Source organism: Priestia sp. JV24, assembly GCF_025910025.1.
Classification (GTDB): domain Bacteria; phylum Bacillota; class Bacilli; order Bacillales; family Bacillaceae_H; genus Priestia; species Priestia megaterium.
In genome coordinates, this window is sequence record NZ_JAPCIN010000020.1 from 614,767 (window position 1) to 634,350 (window position 19,584).

Below are 19,584 nucleotides of genomic sequence, written 5' to 3' on the forward strand. Positions count from 1 at the left end.
TCCCCCCTTTTTAAACGTGAACTGCGTTTGTTTCATGTCTGCTTAAAATTTCAAGACCGTATAAATTTAATTTGCGCGTCTCCGGCAAGAAAAGATGATTTTCTTCTCTGATTTCTTCCCCGTACATGTTATCAATCTGCTCTGCAATAAACTGTTGAAGGATAGGAGCCAGTCCTCCAATATAAATATATTTATAGACTTTATCTTTTGGCGATGGAAATAGATTTTCAACTTTCGTTAATAAAATTTGCGTGTATTCTCTAAGCGAAGCGTGAATAGGCTCCGTGAGATCTACTTTTTTCCCGCTATTGCCGTCTCTTTGCTCCATTTTTGCTTTATGGATATTGGCAATAATAAACTCTTCTAATGAACGAACATCATCAAAATACTCAAGCAGTTTTTCATTTCTTAGCTTTTCAATATGCTTCAAATATGAAATATCCGTAAGACACTTCAGCGAATTTCTGCTTTTAGGAGCTTGAAGTCCCGCAGGAAGAAGCGCAAGGTCAACCGTGCCTCCGCCCAAATCTACAATTAGCGTTTCAAAATGTTTGAATGCATTTGCTTCTTCTCTATCTTGTAATTCAAAATCTTTTTTGATCGCCCAGCGAGCCACTTCACTTTCAATACGGCATTTGCTCGTTTCAATGTTCACAGTGAGCGTTTTTTCTAACCCAGGAGTCAAGACGGTAACCGTGTGCTCTCCTTGAAAACGTTCGGCCATCTTCTGCTGCATTTCACTGAATTTATTTGTTTTCTTAAGCAGCCAAATCGGAAGCATAGTCGAGAAATAATTAATCGTCACATGATTATTCTCTTTGTCTTTTCCTTTAAGTATGTTGTAATAAGCAACTGAAGCTAAAAACATCACATAAGGAATATCAGATTCAGTTTTATTATGTAACTTATTAATATGGATATTGCCTAGCACGTGTTTCTCTGCTGCGTCTCCTACTAAATAATACTTTTCTACTCCTTCGATTGTTGTAGAAATCAGTAAATTTTGAAGAAGTAATTCCGGTTCATTTACACTTGAAGGAAAATGACCCTCTGCCTGATCTTTTGTGATTTCTACTACGTTTGTAGGAATTTCATAGTAATAACCATCCACTAGCGTTTGAAAAATTGAGTTACCAAAATCAACGTTTTGACGTTTGATATCCATCCTTGTTTCTCCCCCTTTATCTTTTCGTGACAACACTAATAAGTATATATTTTCCTCATTTGTTTGTCTAAGTATTTAAATAATTTATGTTATTCTAAATTCACAATTAATTAATTTTAGACGGCTAATGTAATTGAAAAGCACTTGGAATGCTTCTTTTTACCAGTACCCATTTTTACAAGGAATGTAACATGTGACGCTGTGACTTTCCCTTATTTTTTTGCAATATCAACCATTCAATCAACAGCTAGAAGCAGCCACATACATGAAACCTACGTTCATCCTAGCAACAAAAAACCCGAACCATCAATCAGATTAATAGTTCGGATTTAACATCAACTAAAATATTTTTCTCAGCCTCTGGGCTTTTTTATTTATTAATAACGCCATTTGTCTTTTTTTCTTTGTGAATTTTCTGGCAGTTTGCTAAAGCCTATTTCTTCAAGACCTTTTTCTAACGTCGCTCTTGTTTTAATTGTTCCAAAATCGACGCCTAAATCCACAACGGTTTGCGCGATTTCCGGACGTATTCCGGTAATCATCGTTTTAGTGCCGATAAGCTGTAAGGCTTTTACAATTTGAAAAATATTGTTCGCTACCATCGTATCGACGATAAGAACACCTGAAATATCAAATATTAAATAACTCAGCTGCAGCTGAGCGCTTTTTTCTAAAGCCGTTTCCATAATAAGCTGCGAACGATGCGTATCAATTTGTCCAACGATTGGCATCACAGCGATTCCTTCAGAAAGAGGAACGATGGGAACTGATAATTCTTCTAGCGCTGCATAAGCGTGTTTTATGGTGTCCGTATTATGTTCTTCGTAGATTTCGACAAATATATGATTAAGCTCATCAAGCATCGGATCAATTTTTTTACTTACATCAAGCATCGTAATAGGAGCAAACTGCTTCTGCTGCAGCTCTTCTGTAAAAACACCCCATATCACTGTTCGAAACAGCGCAAGTGATTTTAACGTTTGACTCAAAGAAAGTCCGTTTTCCACAGCCACTTTTCCTATATCTGTACCCCACTGAACGATTTTCTTTAAAACGACCGAGCGCTCCTCGAATAACGACTCGCCTAAATACTCAATGAGTTCTGCTCTCCATTTTAAAACTTCGCTTTCTTCGTGGTAAACCAGCTTCCGCTTATATTCAGAGTCCATCAGATCAGAAAATTGTATCGCTAATTCCTGTTTATTATCGATAATTTTCTTCCCTATATATAACAACTCATCCCTCATTTTTTTCTTTATCTCCTTTAGTTAGCAGAATTAACGATTACATTTTATAACAATAGTTATATCACATACAATATAAAAATATAACCGAAATAAAAAAATTGTTAGGCTCTCCCTGTTTACTTTTACCCCTATTCTTCTAATCGGTATACCTACCATAAAATGATTAAAATTTCAGCGTTTGGGTAAAAAACTACTATGAATTTATTTCTATACTTATAAGGGGGCTTTTTCAATGAGCAAACATAAAGGAACCGTTAAATCATTCAACGAATCAAAAGGATCTGGATTTATCACACCTGAAGACGGATCAAAAGAAGTGTTCGTTCACTCCAATGCGATTGACCGTGAGGAATATAAAAACCTGGCAGAAGGACAAAAAGTAGAGTTTGAAATCCAAGAAGGAGCCAAAGGACCCAGCGCTATAAAAGTACACCCAGTTGACTGATAGAGTGACATTTACATACAGGCTATGGGTAGACTGTCGAATCAAATACTCTTCGAATAAAAACCCCTCTTCGACTTTTGTTCGAACGAGGTTTTTTTTATATGATGCAACTAATTCTACATTCAAATTGAGGCATAACTAAATCCATCCAATCTAAAAACGAACAAATGGGATAAAGCCGCTAGTATGAATCACTTGTTCCAACGCTGTTAATTTTTTTGCTGGCGGCCGATGAGCCTTGCCCTCCATTCAGCACTTAGAAGCCCCTGCATATATGAAACCTACCTTCATCAAAACAATAAAAAAATCCGAACGCGTTTGATTCTCTATCAAGAATCAAACGCGTTCGGATCTTCCTTCAACTAAGCTGCTTTTATTCTAGCTTCTTTTTTAAACTACTTAATTCCGTAATATTCTTCAAGCGTAATGCCTTTACTTTTAATCGCCTGCGCCACTGGTTTGCCTACATATCGCAAATGCCACGGTTCATATTTATAGCCCGTTACCGCATCTTTTCCTTTTGGATAACGAATAATAAATCCGTATTCTGCTGCGTGGGCATCGAGCCAAGTTGCTTCTTTAGTTCCGCCAAAGCAGTCTTGAGCAGCACATGTGCCGTCTCCGTTTGTTACATCAATTCCAAGACCCGTTTCATGTTCACTCGTGCCTGGCAATGCGCTATAAGTTGCCGCTTTATCATAACCGTCTCTTTGAACATACGAACTAAAAAGCGCGCTTTGCGTTGCATGTGAACGGTAAGCCGATACGCCAAGAAGCGTAATGCCTTGTTTTTTCGCACCCGCAAACAACTGTTCAATAGCAGCGGCTGCTTCACTTCGCATTTTTTTCTTTTCCGTTTGTTCTTTGAATGTAAATGGAATCGTTGCATATACTAAATCTTTCGGAACGTAGTTTTCCGGAAGCTTGTTTTGTTTATTCACAACAACTTGGATGCTTTCAGGGTTCGAAACCACTTTCATGCCAGCTAATGCTCGTACGTATTGACCGCTTACATAGCCAACCTTACCTTGATACGTAATTTTCAGCCAGCCGTTTGCTGCTTTAGCCGTCACGTCGAGCTGTGTGCCGGCTTTAAGTGTTGCCATGACAGCACCAGATGTTGAAGCAGTTGTTCGAACATTTAAATTCGCTGTCGCCACATAGACAGAAGCTGCCGGAGTAGGAGCTGGAGCCGGTTCAGAAGAACTCGTTGATTCCTTTACGTACTGCGTGCTCACATAGCCCGTTTTGCCTTGATAGCTTACTTTTAGCCAGCCGTTCGCTGCTTGTTCTGTCGACGTTAGCTGCGTGCCTTGTTTGACCGTTACAACAATCGCGCTTGACGTCGAGGGACCGCTTCGAATATTTAAATTTGCCGTTGTTACATAGGTTTTGGTCGTTGAACTCGCTGACTTTTTAACATACTCACTGCTTACGTAACCCGTTTTGCCTTGATAGCTTACCTTCAGCCAGCCGCTTGCTGCTTGTCCAACTACCGTTAGCTGCGTGCCTTGTTTGACCGTTGCAATAATCGCGTTGGACGTCGATGGGCCGCTTCGAATATTTAAATTCGCCGTTGTTGTATATGTTTCCGCCGCTGCGCTTGCGACAGTTGGCTCACCCGTAAAATGTAAAGAATGAAGACCTAGAGTTCCTGCCCCTACAAGGGTAAAAGCAAGACCTGTTACCGCTAATTTTTTGTAAAATCTTTGTTTGTTCACTTCTGTCATTTTTTATACCTCATTTGCAAAATATAATAGAAATATATGCTGCTAGTTTAATAGGTTAAGTGAAAACAGGATCCGATGTTTAAGCTCAACCTTAAACTAGCTACATTAAATAAAATCATTTGACGTCTAGAGGCTCTATACATTTGTTCGTTCCAGCTAGCACGTATCTTTAGAATACCGGATAATCATTTCAAAGTTATATCAAACTTGTTTCCAAACTGATACATTTTCAACAAAAATAGAATAATAGAGCAGAAACAGCAAAAAAACCCTTACGTTTACTCTCAACTGCTTAGGGTAGAAAATAACTAAAAACAAAGATTGAGATGGTGATAAAATGAACACGGCAACGGATTTTTCCTCAACTGCGTTTCGAGAACCTCACACATTAAAACAGCATATTTTTGATACGCTTCATTTCTACTACCCCGCTTGTATTGACAAAAAAAACGGCGGATATATCCATGAATACTACGACGACGGTACCGTCAACAACACGCATTCAAAGCACTTGGTAAGTACAGCGCGCTTTATTTATATCTTCAGTGTAGGGACTCTTTTAGACGGACCGGATTGGTGCAAAGAAGCAGCCCAGCACGGCATTCGTTTTCTACAAAACAACCATTATGATAGAAAGCACGGCGGGTATTTTTTTGAAGTAGCCGATGACGGAGAAGTAAAAGATGATTCGAAACAAGCATATGGCCACGCTTTTGCTCTTTTAGCTTCTTCCATCGCGTATCAAGCCGGCATTTCAGAAGCAAAAGAAACAATTGAACAGGTATATGACGTGATGGAAAAGCACTTTTGGGAAGATGCGCACGGCTTTTACCGAGACGAATGGGACGCTTCTTGGTCAGCTGCTTCTTTCTATCGCGGCCAAAACGCAAATATGCACATGTGTGAAGCGATGCTTTCTGCCTTTGAAGCAACGAGAGATAAAAAATACTTAGACCGAGCGTACACGCTTGCAAAAGGCGTTACGCAGCAGCTTGCTGAACGATCCGGCGGCATGGTTTGGGAGCACTATGATACAGACTGGCAGCCAGATTGGGACTACAATAAAAACAATCCAAAAGACGAATTTCGTCCGTACGGCTTTATACCAGGACATCAGTTTGAATGGAGCAAGCTGCTTTTATGGCTTGATCGGCACCGTTCGGAAAACTGGATGACAGAACGTGCAAAGTATTTATTTGATAAGGGCTGGAACCGGGGCTGGGATGCTAAGTACGGAGGTCTTTACTTTGCGCTGTCGCCTCAAGAAGAGGTCATTGACCGGGATAAAAACTACTGGGTGATGGCTGAAGCCATTTCTGCGGCTTCACTGCTCGGGGTAAAAACCGGAGACAGCGGATATTGGAAAGCATACGATGCCCTGTTCTCCTACTGTCAGAAACACTTTATCGATCACACATATGGAGGCTGGTATCAGCTGTTAAATCAGCAAAACGAACGCTACAGCTCGAAAAAAAGCCCGGCTCCTAAAGCCGATTATCACCCTGTGGCAGCTTGCTATCAAACGCTGATAGCACTGAATTCTCTTTGAAAGAATGATCATGAAGAAACCGTTTTCTTTCAAATGCGTTTATTTCTTTTATTTAAGGGAATTTACTTACTAACAATCATTGTTTACACATTTTAGAAAAAGCTCGACTATATATATGCAAGGAGTGAGGACGATGTATTTTTACGCGTTAGCACAAGGAACAGATTCTGGAGATCCAGTAACACTGCACCATGAGAAGCAATTTTCGAAAAAAGAATTTTTAGAAATGTTTAATGAAGCATTAGATGAGTTGGATACGCATCCATCTCCAAGCGACGTCGGTGAATACCTTTGCCGTGCGTACGGATTTCAAGAAATTGAAATCGAGACGGGTGTTGTATGCTACTGCGCTCCGTTTAGAAAGCTAGACGACTCAGATATTATAGAAGACCGCACGTACATGGACGCCACGACAGGGACACTAAAATACAACTAATTAAAAAGAAAGGTTGGATGCGTGTGAAGACCGTACAAAACATTTATCGAACGAGTGAAGCTGTACCAGAATCGGGGGCTTACATTTGTGCGGAAGGAGAAATTAAACTCTTTCAAAAAGATGATCTTTTTACACCTTGCCCACACACACGTGAATCAACGACGTGGAAGCCCGTAGATGACGCCTTTTCAACCGGAGAATTGGTTCCGCAAACCGGTCGCTATACTGACGAAAACGGCAATCAAGTAAAGCTAAAAGAAAACGATTTATTTCCAAGATGCCTTCGTTCAGGTGAGCCTACGACGTGGAGGCGAGGATAATAGCCAACAAAGCAGCCGCTTATTAAGCGGCTGCTTTTATTAAAGCTTATTTAAAAAATGAATTCTTTTTTCTTCCTTTTAACAGATCGCCCGTCCATCCTTTCATTCGTAAATAAAGATAAATAGCCACGGTCGACAGAACAATCAAAATAAGCGCATAGACATAGCCAAACTTCCAGTCAAGCTCGGGCATTCCTTTAAAGTTCATTCCCCAAAGGGCTCCAAAAGCCGTTAAAGGCGTGCTGATGGCAGTAAGGAGCGTTAAAGCTTTCATAATTTCATTTCCTCGATGAGTAGACACAACTTCTTCTAATTTAATTAACGCGTCAAATTCTTTTTGATATTGTTCAATCAGCGTTAAGCCAATTTCAATTTTTTTACACATCCGCTGATATTCGACCGTTTGGTTAATTTTTTTATGAAACGCTTCTTCTATTCCCATGGTGACTTCTCGAACAGAACTGATTAAATTTGTCCATATAAGCAGGTCGTACCGCGCTTTATGAATGTCATCCAACACGTCAATGTTATTATTATGGCGCACTTCCCACAGAAGCTCTCTGAAATGACTTTCAAACTGATCAAACCCATTTAAGTGTTTTTTCATAATTTCGCCTAAAAGAATAAAAAAACTTTCCGCCGTGTTAGCAGACTGCTTCATTCGTTCAATCATTCGTTCATGATTGGTGTTCTCTAGGATTTTCAAATCGATTCCTGCCGTTATAATAAACTCCTCGGTAATATAAAAATGAAACGAATCGTAATCCCTTTGATCAAACGACTTCTTATGATAAATCAGCGAACCATAAATAAGCTCGCTTTCTCCTATCACGTCTACTTGAATATGATTAGAATTTTTCTTGTGAAGCTGCTGGCAAAACCATTCATCTCTTGGATACTGATAGTCTTTGATTATATCAGCTATTCCATCTGCTTCTTCTAAATCAAACTGATACCATTTCCACTGATCGTTCGTCACGGTATTCATACTTTCCCTCTTTCCCCTTTTATTAGAATTTTTCCCTATATACAATCACTTAAAACCTAACATAAAAAACAAACATACATTTCATATCCATCTTTATGAAAAAGATGCTATAATAAATATGTTGCGCACCTGCGCATGCTTTATAAGTTTGAGAGGAGAATAACAGTGAAGAAAGATATCGCTTTACGTTCTTATCTGCTAGAAAGTGCACCAACTATGACGGAAGAATGGTATGAATCTTTGGACAAAAAATCTTCTGAAGGCGTATATACCTCTAATGATCCCGACGTCATTCAACGCTTAAAAGCGCAAAACTATGAATTTCATTTATATATTAGCAACGTCTTTATAGAAGATGAAAAAAGCTTTTTTGAATCTTTTAACACGTGGCTAAATAAAGTTGCCAAAGACCAACAGCATCTTAGAACCCCCATTCAAAGTATTATTAAAGAATTTATGAACGTCCGCAAACAACACTGTGAGTATATTCGCCGGTTTGCAGAGCTTCATGATGACATCACTCAGCAGCACATCGATGTATGGAATGAAAAAGTAATAAGAGTGTTTGATATTATTATTTTGAAATTCATCACAGAAGCGCAGGAATATGCATCAAACCGCCTCCGCTCTCAGCAGGAAATGATTCATGAATTAAGTTCACCTGTTATTGTGATTAAAAAAGACGTGGCTCTTTTACCATTAGTCGGCGATATTGATACGGCAAGAGCCAAAATGATCCTAGAAAGCACGTTAAAACAGTGTGCAGAGAAGCAAATCTCTCATTTGTATATTGATCTGTCAGGAGTTGTGATGATCGATACAATGGTCGCGCACGAGCTGTTTCAGCTGATAAATGCGCTTGATTTAATCGGCGTTAAATCAATTTTATCCGGCATTCGTCCTGAATTAGCCACTACTGCGATGCAGCTTGGTTTAAGTTTTGACCATATACGAATTAAATCGAATCTTGCTCAGGCATTAGAAGAGGATTCAAAAATTGTAATTGCTTCTAGCACTCATTAATATAGGGATACAAACAAAAAACAGCCCGACAAGGCTGTTTTTTATTTTTTATGATGAATGTTTTCAGAACCTGATTCATCCTTCGTTTTCGTTTTATTTTTCTCTTCTTTTTGTTCAAGTCTTATATCTTCCAACGGCATAGGATCGACCGTTTCTTCTTCTTTGAAACGTTCAAATAACGTTTCGTCTTGATCTGTTACACGCTGTTCCGTTTCATCTCTTTTTTTTGGTGTATTTGAAATAGATCTTTTCTGGCGTTCTCCCATCTTTTCTCCTCCTTTACTATAGGTGAAGCAATTATGTGTTCATGAAATCTCCGCCGTTGACATGAAGCGTTTGACCCGTCATATAAGATGAATCATTTGAAGCCAGCAGTACATAGCAGCCTACGTGCTCCACAGGATGCCCAGGTCTGCCCATCGGTGTGTCTGTACCGAACTCTCCTACTTTATCACCCGAGAAAGTAGACGGGATAAGCGGTGTCCAGATTGGGCCCGGCGCTACAGCGTTAACGCGAATGCCATCTTTGACAAGCGCTTGCGCCATACTGCGCGTAAAGCCGTTGATTGCACCTTTTGTCGCCGTATAATCGATCAGCTGAGGATTTCCGCGGTAAGGATTAATTGACGTTGTATTAATAATCGCACTGCCTTTTCCTAAATAATCAAGCGCTTTTTTCGTAAAATAAAAGTATGAATAAAAGTTCGTTTTGAACGTTCGTTCAAGCTGTTCACTCGTAATTTCTTTAATGCTTTCTTTTGGATGCTGCTCTCCTGCATTGTTCACAAGGATATCAAGCTTTCCAAGCTCACTCACTGTTTTTTCTACGGCTTCGTTACAGAACGATTCGTCTCCTACGTCTCCTGCAATCAGCAAGCATCTTACACCTTCTTCTTCAATGCGGGCTTTTGTTTCCTCGGCGTCGCTATGTTCGTTTAAGTAAACAATGGCTACGTCCGCTCCTTCTTTCGCATAAGCAATGGATACAGCTCGTCCAATTCCGCTGTCTCCCCCGGTAACTAGCGCTACCTTTCCTTTTAATTTTCCTGTACCAATGTAATTGTCATCCTCATAAATAGGGAGAGGATTCATCTCACTTTCGATACCCGGCTGGCGGTCTTGCGTTTGTTGGGGCTGACCTTGTGTTTGTTGATCTTGTAAATTCATTTTAATCTCCTCCTATTTTTGATGGAACTTTTTAGTATAGTTTAGGTTTAGCCTTCTGTTTTGAAGTTCAAACATCTTTTTTTAAAAGTTTATGAAGTTTCTATTCTCTTTTACTATCTTAGAAAATTCATAGAAAACAAGTTTAAAGTTGGAAACAAAGGCTACAGAATGAGTAGAAGATGTATTTCAGAAATATCTTTTATCAGGAGGTTTGGTTCGTGTATGAAACAAATTCAGGTAGCAGAAAACCAAGAGGAGGCAGTCTGCGTCATCCATTCTTTTTTAAAGAAAGGATTTACAAGCAAAGATATTTATCTGCTGGCCTACGATAAAGAATGGGCTCAGAATTTAACGGAGGCAACACATACAAAAAAGTACAGAATGGCAGAGCAAGGTATGTTTGAAACGGCGGTAAATAAGCTTCTTTCAAGAGAAGATGAGCTTCTTTCAAAGATGGCTTCGCTCGGCTTATCCAATCAAGAAGCAAACCGGTATAAAGAAGAAATGAAACAAGGAAATATCGTGGTTATTGGCGTACAGAGTCAATCAATTCCCTACTAAAACAGCGGAAACGTTTTTTATTAGCTTATAAGGGTATTTAGTAAAATAAACCATTGTCTATCAAGAAAGGAAGTTATAACGATGTTAAATTATTTGGGAATTCAGATAGGCTCCCTTTACTTTCCTACTAGTATTTTGCTTATCACGTTTCTTGTATTAATCGGCTTTTTTATTTATTTCCTCTCTAGAAGAAGAAAAAATCGCCATGAATCACGTGAGCAATCACGAGGAAAATAAAAGAGAATGCCAATTTAAAAGCCCTTCATTCAGAAGGGCTCTTTGTACTATAAAACAGGCAGATATTTTTCATAGCGCGGGTTTACACAAAAAGGTGGACGAGGCCCTAAAAGCGGCAGCTCAATTATTAATACTGCTTCAATTGTGACGTATAAAGGCTATGAACAGTTAATTGACTATACGGCAACTAAAGGAGCCATTGTTGGCTTTACTCGTGCGCTTTCCAATAGCGTGATTAAAGACGGAATTCGCGTAAACGCCGTAGCGCCGGGACGCATTTGGACACCGCTCATTCCAGCAGGCTATTCAGCTGATCAAGTAACGCAAGTGGACAATCCGATGGAGCGCCAAGGGCAGCCGTTTGAACTTGCTCCAACCTACGTGTATCTCGCAAGCGACGACTCACGGTTTGTCACGGGGCAAACGCTGCATGTAAACGGCGGAGAGTGGGTTTCTTCTTAAAAATCTCAATATAAAAAGCGTGAAGCCAAGCTCCACGCTTTTTCATTATTTACGGGTTTCTTTTTGCAAAGGCGATTTTTCAATGGAACCCGTAAACCGGTAAACATCAAGTTCTTGTCCTACCTCTGAAGGCAAATACCCAAACGTTGTGAAGCTGTCCACTGATTCCGGCTCAAGCGATAGAGACAATAAATTGTTTTGCGGCTGAGATGTTAAAAAGACGTAGCTTCCTTTTGGGAACGTCACCGTTTTTTTCTTCACGATTGTTTGCACGTCTACATTTGGTTTGTTTTCGTAGGCTTCATTTTCAATACGGCTGCTGACCGAATACGCTTCTACTGAAAGAGCCGTTTCTTTCGTTAACTTGAAGCCTTTTACTCCTTGTCTCTGCAATTTTGCTGCTAACTCTTCATATCCTGCCTTTAAAATGTAAGCAGTTGGACGTTCGCGGACAAGCGTCGGCGTTGCCGCTTTGGCACTATAGTACGTCACAGGAATTTCTTTAACAGACGCGCTTTCCACATCAACCATTTCTAACGTAGAGTTTGGTATTTTTTTATTTTCACTGTTCACAACAATTGGATCATGATCATTTGCATTTTTTCCTTTTTTGACAAGAGCCGCTTTTTCTTTTGCAATCAGCGCTTTAATTTGTTTGGCATGGGCGGCTGTTTGCGTAATGAGCTTTTCTTGTGTAGCAATTTGGGCACTCACTCGCCGCGGAAAATCTTCTCGTCCAATGCCAATTCCTCTGCTTTCCACTAAAAACGAAAACGATGGATACAAGCCTAGTGAATTTCGGCCAATTCTCGGTTCAACTGAGCCTTCTTCCACTTCAAGCTGCCCTTGTTTATTCACTTGAGACGTATAGTATACTTCTCCTGAATATCCTTGCTTTTCAATGGCTGTAAGCGTACTATTCACAAACAGCTTATCAGACACGTCTCGAATGTTCTGCGGAATATTTAAGTTTCGACCAGACTGCAGTAAAATATCGTGATACTTCCACACGCCTTCTTTACCGATATTTTTAAATCCGCTGCTGTAAGGCGTATATTCATGAGCGTCGATGACAACTTCTGGTGAAAAACGGTTAAATTCAGCTCGTACGCTCTGCACTTCCGGGCTTTCAAGCTTTATGTAGTCGCGGTTTCCATCTAAATTATTTGCTAGCTGGCGCTTGAATGCATAAGATCCGTCTGGATTAATGCGCGGGACAATAACAATGTTCACTTTATTTAGCACATCTTTTCCAAAGTCTTCTGTCAAACGCGTTGCCACGGCGAGTACAGATTCACCGCTTGCCGGTTCATTTCCGTGAATTTGACTTTGAAGCCAAATCGTTGGTTTTTTAGATGGTTTTCCATCCGCAAACTTCTTTTCCTTTGAAAAATACAGAGCTGGAATGTCACGCCCTTGCTGTGATTTACCGATAATCTTCAGCTTTACGTACGGACTTTTATGAGCAAGTTTTTGGACATAGCTCATCATTTCTTCTTGAGTCGTAAATGCGTCTTGTCCTTTCAGAAATGCCGGCGTCGCTTCATTCACCTTTATTTCCGGATAAAGCGCTTTAATTTTTTCCGGCTGACTATAGTCTTTTCCGTAATAAGGCATCTCAGCTTGTACCGCAAGTGGCGACAGCAATAATCCAATCGACAAAAGAGCCGGCACGGCCGTTCGTTTTACAGTTTTTTTCATTCATTTACTCCTCCCCATCCCTTTGATTAGACATTTTAAATTTTTAAAATATTTAAAATGTTTCATAAATAATTATACCGTTTAAGGAAATAACTTCAAGATAAGGGAGCTGAACCTTTTTGACTATTTTAATGTAAGAGAAGAGTGCGATTTTATAACAAAGAGATTAGGACATAACAAAATCAACTCTATATGAAGACGACCAATCAGGATAAACGATCTCAACCGCTTTTCCCGCAGGATCCTTCACCTTCAATTAACTGCTAGAAGGAATGAAACAAATGAAATCTCCGTTCGCTATAACAAAAAAATGCACCCCTAATCAAACATGTTGATCAATGGTTCATTTTTCATTTCAGCTAAAATACGTTTGTTCCAGCCTCTTTTTTATGTATGAACTGCTATAAAACTTAGCATTTCCTCGAGCCCGTTTTGCGCTAGTCTAGCTGTTTCATATTCCATGCAGCTATCTCTCCTATATTCATTTCTTTACGGATCTAGCGTTTCTAAATCATATCGGCCAATTTCTTTGTTGTTTCTCGTGATGATGAGTTTTCCATGCCTCGCTACCTTTTGGAGTTTTTTTAATTTCTGATCAGATGGAGCCATAGGCATTTCTTTGTTTTTAACAGTCGCGCCCAGATCGTAGTGCACATCGACTTTTCCTTTTTTCATATAGTCAAACTCTTCAATTCCCATACCTGTACCGAACTTCTCATGCCCCTCATCAAATACATTAACGCCTACTGTATTGATAGATGCTTTCTTTAAATCTTCATTCGGTATAATTTTAGCTTCTATTTCGTCTTTATCATTTTGATAGAATTTACGCTTGCCTTGCTGCTTCATTTTAAACTCGTAATACAGCGCTTTTGGTTTTACATCGACCATTTTTCCTTTGCTATCTTGTATACCAACTTTTCCAATTAAATTGGCATCATCTGTTATCTTGACTTTCACTTTTTGAATGCTATAGCCGCTCTCTTCTTTGCTAGCAGAGTTTGAGCACGCTACCAATGACATTGCCAAAAAAGCACTCAATGTGCCCACCATAAATTTCTTCACTTTATCACTCCCTAAGGATTAATATACCATAAAAGGAATTTAAATGGATGTTTCTCGGTCGATTTTGTAAATAAGTAAAGAGGCAGCAACCTATTGACTTAAGTTTCCTTATCAACTCTATAGAAACATAAAAAAACTCTCTCCATAAGGAAAGAGCTACTCTATCACAAAGTCCGCTTCTGCTTTTACTACTCCGTTTACAATAACAGAAAGCGTATGCGTGCCGCTGTAATGTTTTCTTGTACTTAAATCTTTAAACGCATGCTTTTTTGTGACTGTCAGCGTTTGACCTGCTTTTGCTTGAACATTTTTTAGCATAAACACTTTTTGAGTGCGGTTTCCTTTTGCTTTTACGTAATGAATTCCGTACTCTATGCGAAGCGGCATGGGTTTTTCCACGGATAGTTCAAAGGAAAAGTCAACGCTATCACCGATTGTAATAGTATGCGGCTGTAAGCTAAGCCCTGTGACAGTCACGCCAGGATCATCTCCATAGCCGAAAAGAGACAGAGCTTCAGGATCTCCTTTTTTCAAAAGTGAGCGGCACGCATGTTTAACGATCCAGTCGGTTTTAACGTCTTTTCCGTACCAGCTTTTCACCACATCAAGCATCCAGTCTTTTTCTATGTAAGAAATATCATTTAAATGATTGGCTACGCTTTTTCGGACATAGAGCGATTCATCGCATTTTAACTGTTCTAAAATCGGCAGCGTTTGTTTTGGATCTAGCTTTAACGCAGGTACTGATTGTCCCCACGGAAGTCTAGGCCGGCTCCCTTCGCTTGCTAATCTGCGAATATGATGGTTTTCATCTCCTGCCCATTCAATCATTTGCTGGAGCATTCGATTTTTATCTTGAATTAAAAACGGACGCACCGCAAATTCTGATGTGGAAAACGGCGTAAAAAAAGCGAGTGCTTTTATTGAAGCTTCCCAATCGTCCAATCCATACAGTTCAACGTAATCTGGAAAAATCGTGCCTTGAAGTCCTCCTACCGTTGGAGCCACTTTATAGAGGATATGAAGTGCTTCTTCATAATCTCCCGGCAGCACTTCATGCATGGAAAGCGTAATTCTTCTCATGCGCTCTTTCAGCGCCAAGTCTTGCCAATCTTGTTGAAAAACAAGCGCATGAAATGCTTTTTTATCAAATGAACTCATTTCACGTGAAAAAGCGTCGCTTAAGTGCGTAATCAATTCTTCATTAAACACGCTTTTACGTAATTCTTCAGCCATACTTATCCCTCTTTTCCAGGCAGTATTTTATTTTCTTTTGAATAAATCGCCCGCTCGTACATCCCTTTTTTAAAAATTTGCATGAACAGCTGCTTATTTTTAACTTCTTTAAATCCGTACTGACTGTACAAACCGTGAGCATCTTTTGTTGCCAATAAAATTTTTCGTACGTGTTGAATCGGCTGATAGCGAATCATTTCTTGTACCAGCGCTTTTCCAAGCCCATTGCCTCGTGCGTGCGGAAGAATAAACACATCCGCCAAATAAGCAAACGTCGCAAAATCAGAAATAATTCGTCCGAACCCTACTTGTTCATCGCACTCATCATACACGCCAAAACAAACGGAGTGTTCAATGGACGTTTGAACAAGGTGAAGCGGAATTCCTTTTGCCCAGTATGATTCATGATGAAGGTACGAGTAGATGACATCTATATCAAGCTTTTCTTTATTCGTATGTATGGTAAACTGATGATTTTCTTTCATGCTGCATCCTCCTTGCTTCTCTATCATAGCACAAATGTTCGTAACAGAAAAAAGCCTTTTCTGTAAAAGGCTTTTTTGCTTAGTATGATATTTTTTTAGAAACAGAAGCATTTTTTCTATAGCGTCTTACGACTATGTAAATAAGCGGACTGCCAATAATCGTCGGCAAAAACCAATAAGAAAGTGCCGGAAGCTTGTTTAACAGCGGAATACTGTCTCCAACATTTACAAGCAGTGCGGTAACAGCTCCGATATAAGACCCCAGCATACCGCGAATATGATGCTGAAGCCAGTTCTTCCATTTTCGCTTGCGTGCTGCATAGCCATAAATCGCTAATCCGTATGAAAACACGGCAATATAAAATAAATAAGCAATTTCATTCCATTTCCAAATCGCTAACATGATAGCTGTGGCAGCTAGTGCTGCATAAGAAGCGTGATACACTTCTCCCCATTTGGTATGCCGTCCTTTTTTCTTAGCCGCTAGCATAGACACCATTCCTGAAAGCAAACAAATCATGCCCAGTCCAATATGGATACTTAATATAACTCCAAATAAATCCAACGTGCTCTCTCCTTTTACGTACTTCTCTCTTATATCTTCGGCTAGCGGACTTATTTTTTAACAAACTATTCCTATTTGCTTTCCAACTCTTTACTTACATGATGCATATGCTACACGTTAAAAAGCGCATACTTTCTTTTCTTTATGTATTATATTTTGCTAACGGAGCCGCGCGAGTGCTGCGTGATCTCGCAGCAATGCTTCTCACCCTCGTCTAGCCCCATACGCCACTTTTTATGCTGGCTTTAATCACTGGCGGCTTCTTTAAAATCGGTCTGTTTTTCTATGCCACTGTGCTGAGCCTTTCCCACGTTTTTAAGCTTAAAAACCCGTCACCGCTTGTGTTTCCAATCGGCTTAGTCATTTTGTTTTATTCATTGTCTCTTACTCAAAACTATTTCGAACACGTATATGAAGGGTTAAAAATCATTCCGTTCACTTTACATCTTCCGTTTCAAATTGTCATTCCTGCTCTTTTACTCGTGATCGCATTTTTAAGAAATCGAAAAAAAATACAGGCCGTCCCTATGAAAAATACCGCAGAAAATTCGTAGTATGTCCATTTCTCTATTGGATTTAATCTCCTAAAATCATACAATATAAGTAAGAAGCCAAAAGGAGAACCAATATGATTGGATTAATTCTTTCTATTTTAGTATTTAACGTTCTTGCTTTTAAAACAAACAAGCGCTTCACGACAAATCAAATTGTACACATTTGGATGTTCACCATTGCTGCTCAGCATATCTTTGATGTCTTCATTAATTTCAAATTTCGCGGCTACTGGTATTTTACACAAGAGACAGACTGGCAAGGTATTTTCGCCTATACTGTTCTCATTCCGCCTGTAAACATGCTTTTTCTTACCTACTATCCTTTTTCCGGAAAGCTCACAAAAAAAGCCGCCTATATTTTACTTTGGTCGGTTGCTGTTTTACTTTATGAAGTAGTGGCCCTTCTCCCTGCTCCATGGGGTTATTTTCACTACGGATGGTGGACGTGGTGGTATTCGCTTCTGCTAAATCCGCTGTTGTTTTGGATGGTTGTGCAGTATTACCGGTGGGTGTGTAAGTTGGAGAGGGATTCTAAAACAATATAAGGAATCAATAAAAAAACAGCTTTTCTCCAAAAGAAAAGCTGTTTTTTTATAAAATTTATTATTTTAAAGTACTATCCTTCTTCTCCCTCACAAACTCCATCACAGGCCCCACAATAATGCAAATCCCTGCGATAATCAGCCAGCCAAACGCAAGATACGTCCAGCCTTTAAAAAAGGAAAGCGTGTATTGATAGCCCGTTAAAAACATCACGCCTGGAAACAAGAGGACAAATAAGAATGTAAGTCCCAGCGCCCAGCGCGTACATAGCTTTGCGTCTTTATTTAACTGTTGTTGTGGATCCATACGCCACTTCCTCCCTTAATGGTTCATCTCCGTGTTCATCAAAGCTTTTAAATTTATCTTTTAGTTCATCAAAGTCAAATTCTTTTTTAGCAAGTAAGCCGTGTCCAATTGATATGACCCCGCTGATGATAAAAACGGTAGAATTTCCAATAAGCATTGGATACAGTCCGCCAAGAGCTTCTACGTTAATGTGACCGTTAATCAAGTAAGCAGATGTGTTCCATGCGACAACGCCTCCGATCATTCCTAACAGCGCACCATAGAATGCACCTGTGTTCGTCGCTTTTTTCCACATCAGTCCAAGCGTAACGGGAATAACAGCTCCGCTGACGAAAATACCCATGGCCATATAAACAAACCCAAGGCTAATTCCTAAATAAAACAGTAAAATGGAAAACACGCCCATCGCCAGCCCGAAGCCAAGCGTCACTTTTCGCGATGTGCTTAAGATTTTTTTACTGCTTGCTTTTGGGTTGATAGAACGCAGGTAAATGTCCGTTACGATAATATTGGTAATCGCCGTTAATTCAGCTGCTCCTGTCGACATTACTGCCATAAACAGCATCGTTAAAAACAAAATAGAACCTAGATTTCCAAGCACATGTGACGCCATAACCGGTGCAATAGAATCTGGTGAATCAACGGCAATTCCAAGACCAGCCGCGCTTACGCCGAGGAAAGTGGCAACCGCAAATGGAATCGAAAACCAAGCAATTCCGCCGTAAATATACGCTTTTGAAGCAGCGCTGTTTTTACTTGCAATAGCACGCTGCCAGTAAGCTTGATCTACAAAGACCGTACCGAAGTTCCCGATAATATTAATCATCCCAAACAAAAGGCCCGGCACCGATGCCATCGTAAGCATATGCTGTGATTGAGGCAGATTTTTCAGCCCTTCGTACACGCTTGTTACGCCGAACTTATAATAAACGGCAGCAGCAAAAATAAATAAGATAACGAAAATAAAAACGGTGTTAAAATAATCAGCAACAAATGAGGCTTTTAAACCGCCAATCATGGTGTAGATTGTAAACGTAAGAGGAATTAAAATAGCGGCAACAAAAATATTCATCCCAGTAAGAGAGTTTAAAGCAATGGCTCCTCCTAAAATAACCATCGCGGTCACAATAATATTTGTCATAAGAGCAAAGCCAAGCATTAAACGATGATTTTTCACGTCGAAGCGCTGTGCAATAAATTCTAAAAACGTATGAGCGTTCGGTGCTTTTTTCTTCAGGTTAATCGCGACAATGGCAAACAGCAAAATTTGAATGCTTGCTCCCGCTGCGTACCAATACGGTCCGCTAATGCCGTACTGATACCCTGTGGAAGAAGACATCATTAACGTAGCGGCCCATGTCCATGCAGCAATAATGGACGCACTCGCCAGCCCAACGCCTACATTTCTTCCGGCTGTACTAAACTGCTCAGCCGTCATTTCCTTTCCTTGGCGGCGCTGCATCATGATTGTAACGGCCGTAAAGCCTCCTCCAAAAATCAGTAAAATCAAATAACCCACGCTTGATGAAAGCATCTTATCCCTCCTCTTCCTCTTAATGTTATATTTACTTACATTAATATGTAAATAAATATAACATTTGTTAATAAAATACCACGCCATAAATTTATTAACAATACTGTATTTTCTGATTATTAAAGAGTATAATTAGATGTTTTCTCCTTTTTCACACAAAAAGCCGGCACATTCGTACCGGCTTAAGTGTGAATTTTCGTTTTCAACATGTTTTATTTCCTGACATGAACGAAATAATAAAATAATAAAAAACGATAGCCCTTGA

General features: G+C 39.7%; 21 protein-coding genes and 1 pseudogene. 9 read left to right on the forward strand and 13 right to left on the reverse strand.

Annotated elements, in window-relative coordinates; all coding sequences use genetic code 11:
• Positions 1-10 precede the first annotated feature (10 nt).
• Both OK414_RS18470 and OK414_RS18475 read right to left on the reverse strand, forming a co-directional pair.
• On the reverse strand, positions 11-1,165 hold the full coding sequence (locus OK414_RS18470) for a ParM/StbA family protein (protein ID WP_016764985.1): 1,155 nt from the start codon (positions 1,163-1,165) through the stop codon (positions 11-13).
• Positions 1,166-1,542: 377 nt separating this feature from the next.
• The gene (locus OK414_RS18475; protein ID WP_016764986.1) at positions 1,543-2,412 is read right to left on the reverse strand and encodes an STAS domain-containing protein; all 870 of its coding nucleotides are present in this window, start codon (positions 2,410-2,412) and stop codon (positions 1,543-1,545) included.
• 232 nt (positions 2,413-2,644) lie between these two features.
• Here OK414_RS18475 and OK414_RS18480 point away from each other — a divergent pair, with 232 nt between their 5' ends.
• Positions 2,645-2,857: a cold-shock protein gene (locus OK414_RS18480; protein WP_016764987.1), complete on the forward strand. Its 213-nt coding sequence runs from the start codon at positions 2,645-2,647 to the stop codon at positions 2,855-2,857.
• Positions 2,858-3,252: 395 nt separating this feature from the next.
• Here the strand turns inward: OK414_RS18480 and OK414_RS29915 are convergent, their stop codons facing one another.
• A complete protein-coding gene (locus OK414_RS29915) occupies positions 3,253-4,587 on the reverse strand; it encodes an SH3 domain-containing protein (protein ID WP_016764988.1) in 1,335 nt (444 codons plus the stop codon).
• Between the two features lie 337 nt (positions 4,588-4,924).
• Here OK414_RS29915 and OK414_RS18495 point away from each other — a divergent pair, with 337 nt between their 5' ends.
• The 3 genes from OK414_RS18495 to OK414_RS18505 all read left to right on the forward strand — a co-directional run bounded on the left by OK414_RS18495 (position 4,925) and on the right by OK414_RS18505 (position 6,892).
• Positions 4,925-6,136, forward strand: a complete 1,212-nt coding sequence (locus OK414_RS18495; RefSeq protein ID WP_263045330.1) for an AGE family epimerase/isomerase — start codon at positions 4,925-4,927, stop codon at positions 6,134-6,136.
• Positions 6,137-6,269: 133 nt separating this feature from the next.
• Positions 6,270-6,572, forward strand: coding sequence for a hypothetical protein (locus tag OK414_RS18500; RefSeq protein ID WP_016764990.1), 303 nt, complete (start codon positions 6,270-6,272; stop codon positions 6,570-6,572).
• A 17-nt stretch (positions 6,573-6,589) separates the two neighbouring features.
• Positions 6,590-6,892, forward strand: coding sequence for a hypothetical protein (locus tag OK414_RS18505; RefSeq protein WP_016764991.1), 303 nt, complete (start codon positions 6,590-6,592; stop codon positions 6,890-6,892).
• Positions 6,893-6,938: 46 nt separating this feature from the next.
• Here the strand turns inward: OK414_RS18505 and OK414_RS18510 are convergent, their stop codons facing one another.
• Complete coding sequence (locus tag OK414_RS18510) at positions 6,939-7,880, reverse strand: magnesium transporter CorA family protein (RefSeq protein WP_016764992.1); 942 nt, start codon at positions 7,878-7,880, stop codon at positions 6,939-6,941.
• A gap of 165 nt (positions 7,881-8,045) precedes the next feature.
• Between OK414_RS18510 and OK414_RS18515 the strand changes: the two genes are divergently transcribed.
• Positions 8,046-8,903 carry an STAS domain-containing protein gene (locus tag OK414_RS18515; protein WP_016764993.1) on the forward strand — a complete coding sequence of 286 codons (858 nt, stop codon included), beginning with the start codon at positions 8,046-8,048 and terminating at the stop codon, positions 8,901-8,903.
• Between the two features lie 41 nt (positions 8,904-8,944).
• Here OK414_RS18515 and OK414_RS18520 read toward each other — a convergent pair whose 3' ends face one another.
• Complete coding sequence (locus tag OK414_RS18520) at positions 8,945-9,169, reverse strand: hypothetical protein (RefSeq protein ID WP_016764994.1); 225 nt, start codon at positions 9,167-9,169, stop codon at positions 8,945-8,947.
• Positions 9,170-9,200: 31 nt separating this feature from the next.
• The gene (locus OK414_RS18525; protein ID WP_013058194.1) at positions 9,201-10,070 is read right to left on the reverse strand and encodes an SDR family oxidoreductase; all 870 of its coding nucleotides are present in this window, start codon (positions 10,068-10,070) and stop codon (positions 9,201-9,203) included.
• Positions 10,071-10,292: 222 nt separating this feature from the next.
• Here OK414_RS18525 and OK414_RS18530 point away from each other — a divergent pair, with 222 nt between their 5' ends.
• Positions 10,293-10,631: a general stress protein gene (locus tag OK414_RS18530; protein WP_016764995.1), complete on the forward strand. Its 339-nt coding sequence runs from the start codon at positions 10,293-10,295 to the stop codon at positions 10,629-10,631.
• 345 nt (positions 10,632-10,976) lie between these two features.
• Positions 10,977-11,330: pseudogene (locus tag OK414_RS18535) on the forward strand (SDR family oxidoreductase); the annotation flags it as partial.
• Between the two features lie 45 nt (positions 11,331-11,375).
• Here the strand turns inward: OK414_RS18535 and OK414_RS18540 are convergent.
• The 5 genes from OK414_RS18540 to OK414_RS18560 all read right to left on the reverse strand — a co-directional run bounded on the left by OK414_RS18540 (position 11,376) and on the right by OK414_RS18560 (position 16,382).
• Complete coding sequence (locus OK414_RS18540; protein ID WP_263045331.1) at positions 11,376-13,031, reverse strand: M14 family metallopeptidase; 1,656 nt, start codon at positions 13,029-13,031, stop codon at positions 11,376-11,378.
• A 489-nt stretch (positions 13,032-13,520) separates the two neighbouring features.
• Positions 13,521-14,096 carry a hypothetical protein gene (locus OK414_RS18545; protein WP_263045332.1) on the reverse strand — a complete coding sequence of 192 codons (576 nt, stop codon included), beginning with the start codon at positions 14,094-14,096 and terminating at the stop codon, positions 13,521-13,523.
• 156 nt (positions 14,097-14,252) lie between these two features.
• The gene (locus tag OK414_RS18550) at positions 14,253-15,332 is read right to left on the reverse strand and encodes a DNA alkylation repair protein (RefSeq protein ID WP_034650155.1); all 1,080 of its coding nucleotides are present in this window, start codon (positions 15,330-15,332) and stop codon (positions 14,253-14,255) included.
• A 2-nt stretch (positions 15,333-15,334) separates the two neighbouring features.
• The gene (locus OK414_RS18555; RefSeq protein WP_016765001.1) at positions 15,335-15,817 is read right to left on the reverse strand and encodes a GNAT family N-acetyltransferase; all 483 of its coding nucleotides are present in this window, start codon (positions 15,815-15,817) and stop codon (positions 15,335-15,337) included.
• Positions 15,818-15,896: 79 nt separating this feature from the next.
• Positions 15,897-16,382, reverse strand: coding sequence for a hypothetical protein (locus tag OK414_RS18560; protein WP_034650154.1), 486 nt, complete (start codon positions 16,380-16,382; stop codon positions 15,897-15,899).
• Positions 16,383-16,618: 236 nt separating this feature from the next.
• On the opposite strand from OK414_RS18560, the gene OK414_RS18565 reads away from it, so the two are divergent.
• Positions 16,619-16,936 (forward strand): GerAB/ArcD/ProY family transporter, encoded by a 318-nt coding sequence (locus tag OK414_RS18565; protein ID WP_263045333.1) that lies wholly within the window; start codon positions 16,619-16,621, stop codon positions 16,934-16,936.
• 74 nt (positions 16,937-17,010) lie between these two features.
• Positions 17,011-17,481, forward strand: coding sequence for a hypothetical protein (locus OK414_RS18570; RefSeq protein WP_016765003.1), 471 nt, complete (start codon positions 17,011-17,013; stop codon positions 17,479-17,481).
• Between the two features lie 58 nt (positions 17,482-17,539).
• On the opposite strand, the gene OK414_RS18575 is transcribed toward OK414_RS18570, so the two are convergent.
• Together OK414_RS18575 and OK414_RS18580 are read right to left on the reverse strand one after the other, a co-directional pair.
• On the reverse strand, positions 17,540-17,785 hold the full coding sequence (locus OK414_RS18575) for a hypothetical protein (protein WP_034650149.1): 246 nt from the start codon (positions 17,783-17,785) through the stop codon (positions 17,540-17,542).
• Positions 17,760-19,319 carry a sodium:solute symporter family protein gene (locus tag OK414_RS18580; RefSeq protein ID WP_047931356.1) on the reverse strand — a complete coding sequence of 520 codons (1,560 nt, stop codon included), beginning with the start codon at positions 19,317-19,319 and terminating at the stop codon, positions 17,760-17,762. Before OK414_RS18580 ends, OK414_RS18575 begins: the two co-directional genes overlap by 26 nt.
• Positions 19,320-19,584: the final 265 nt, after the last annotated feature.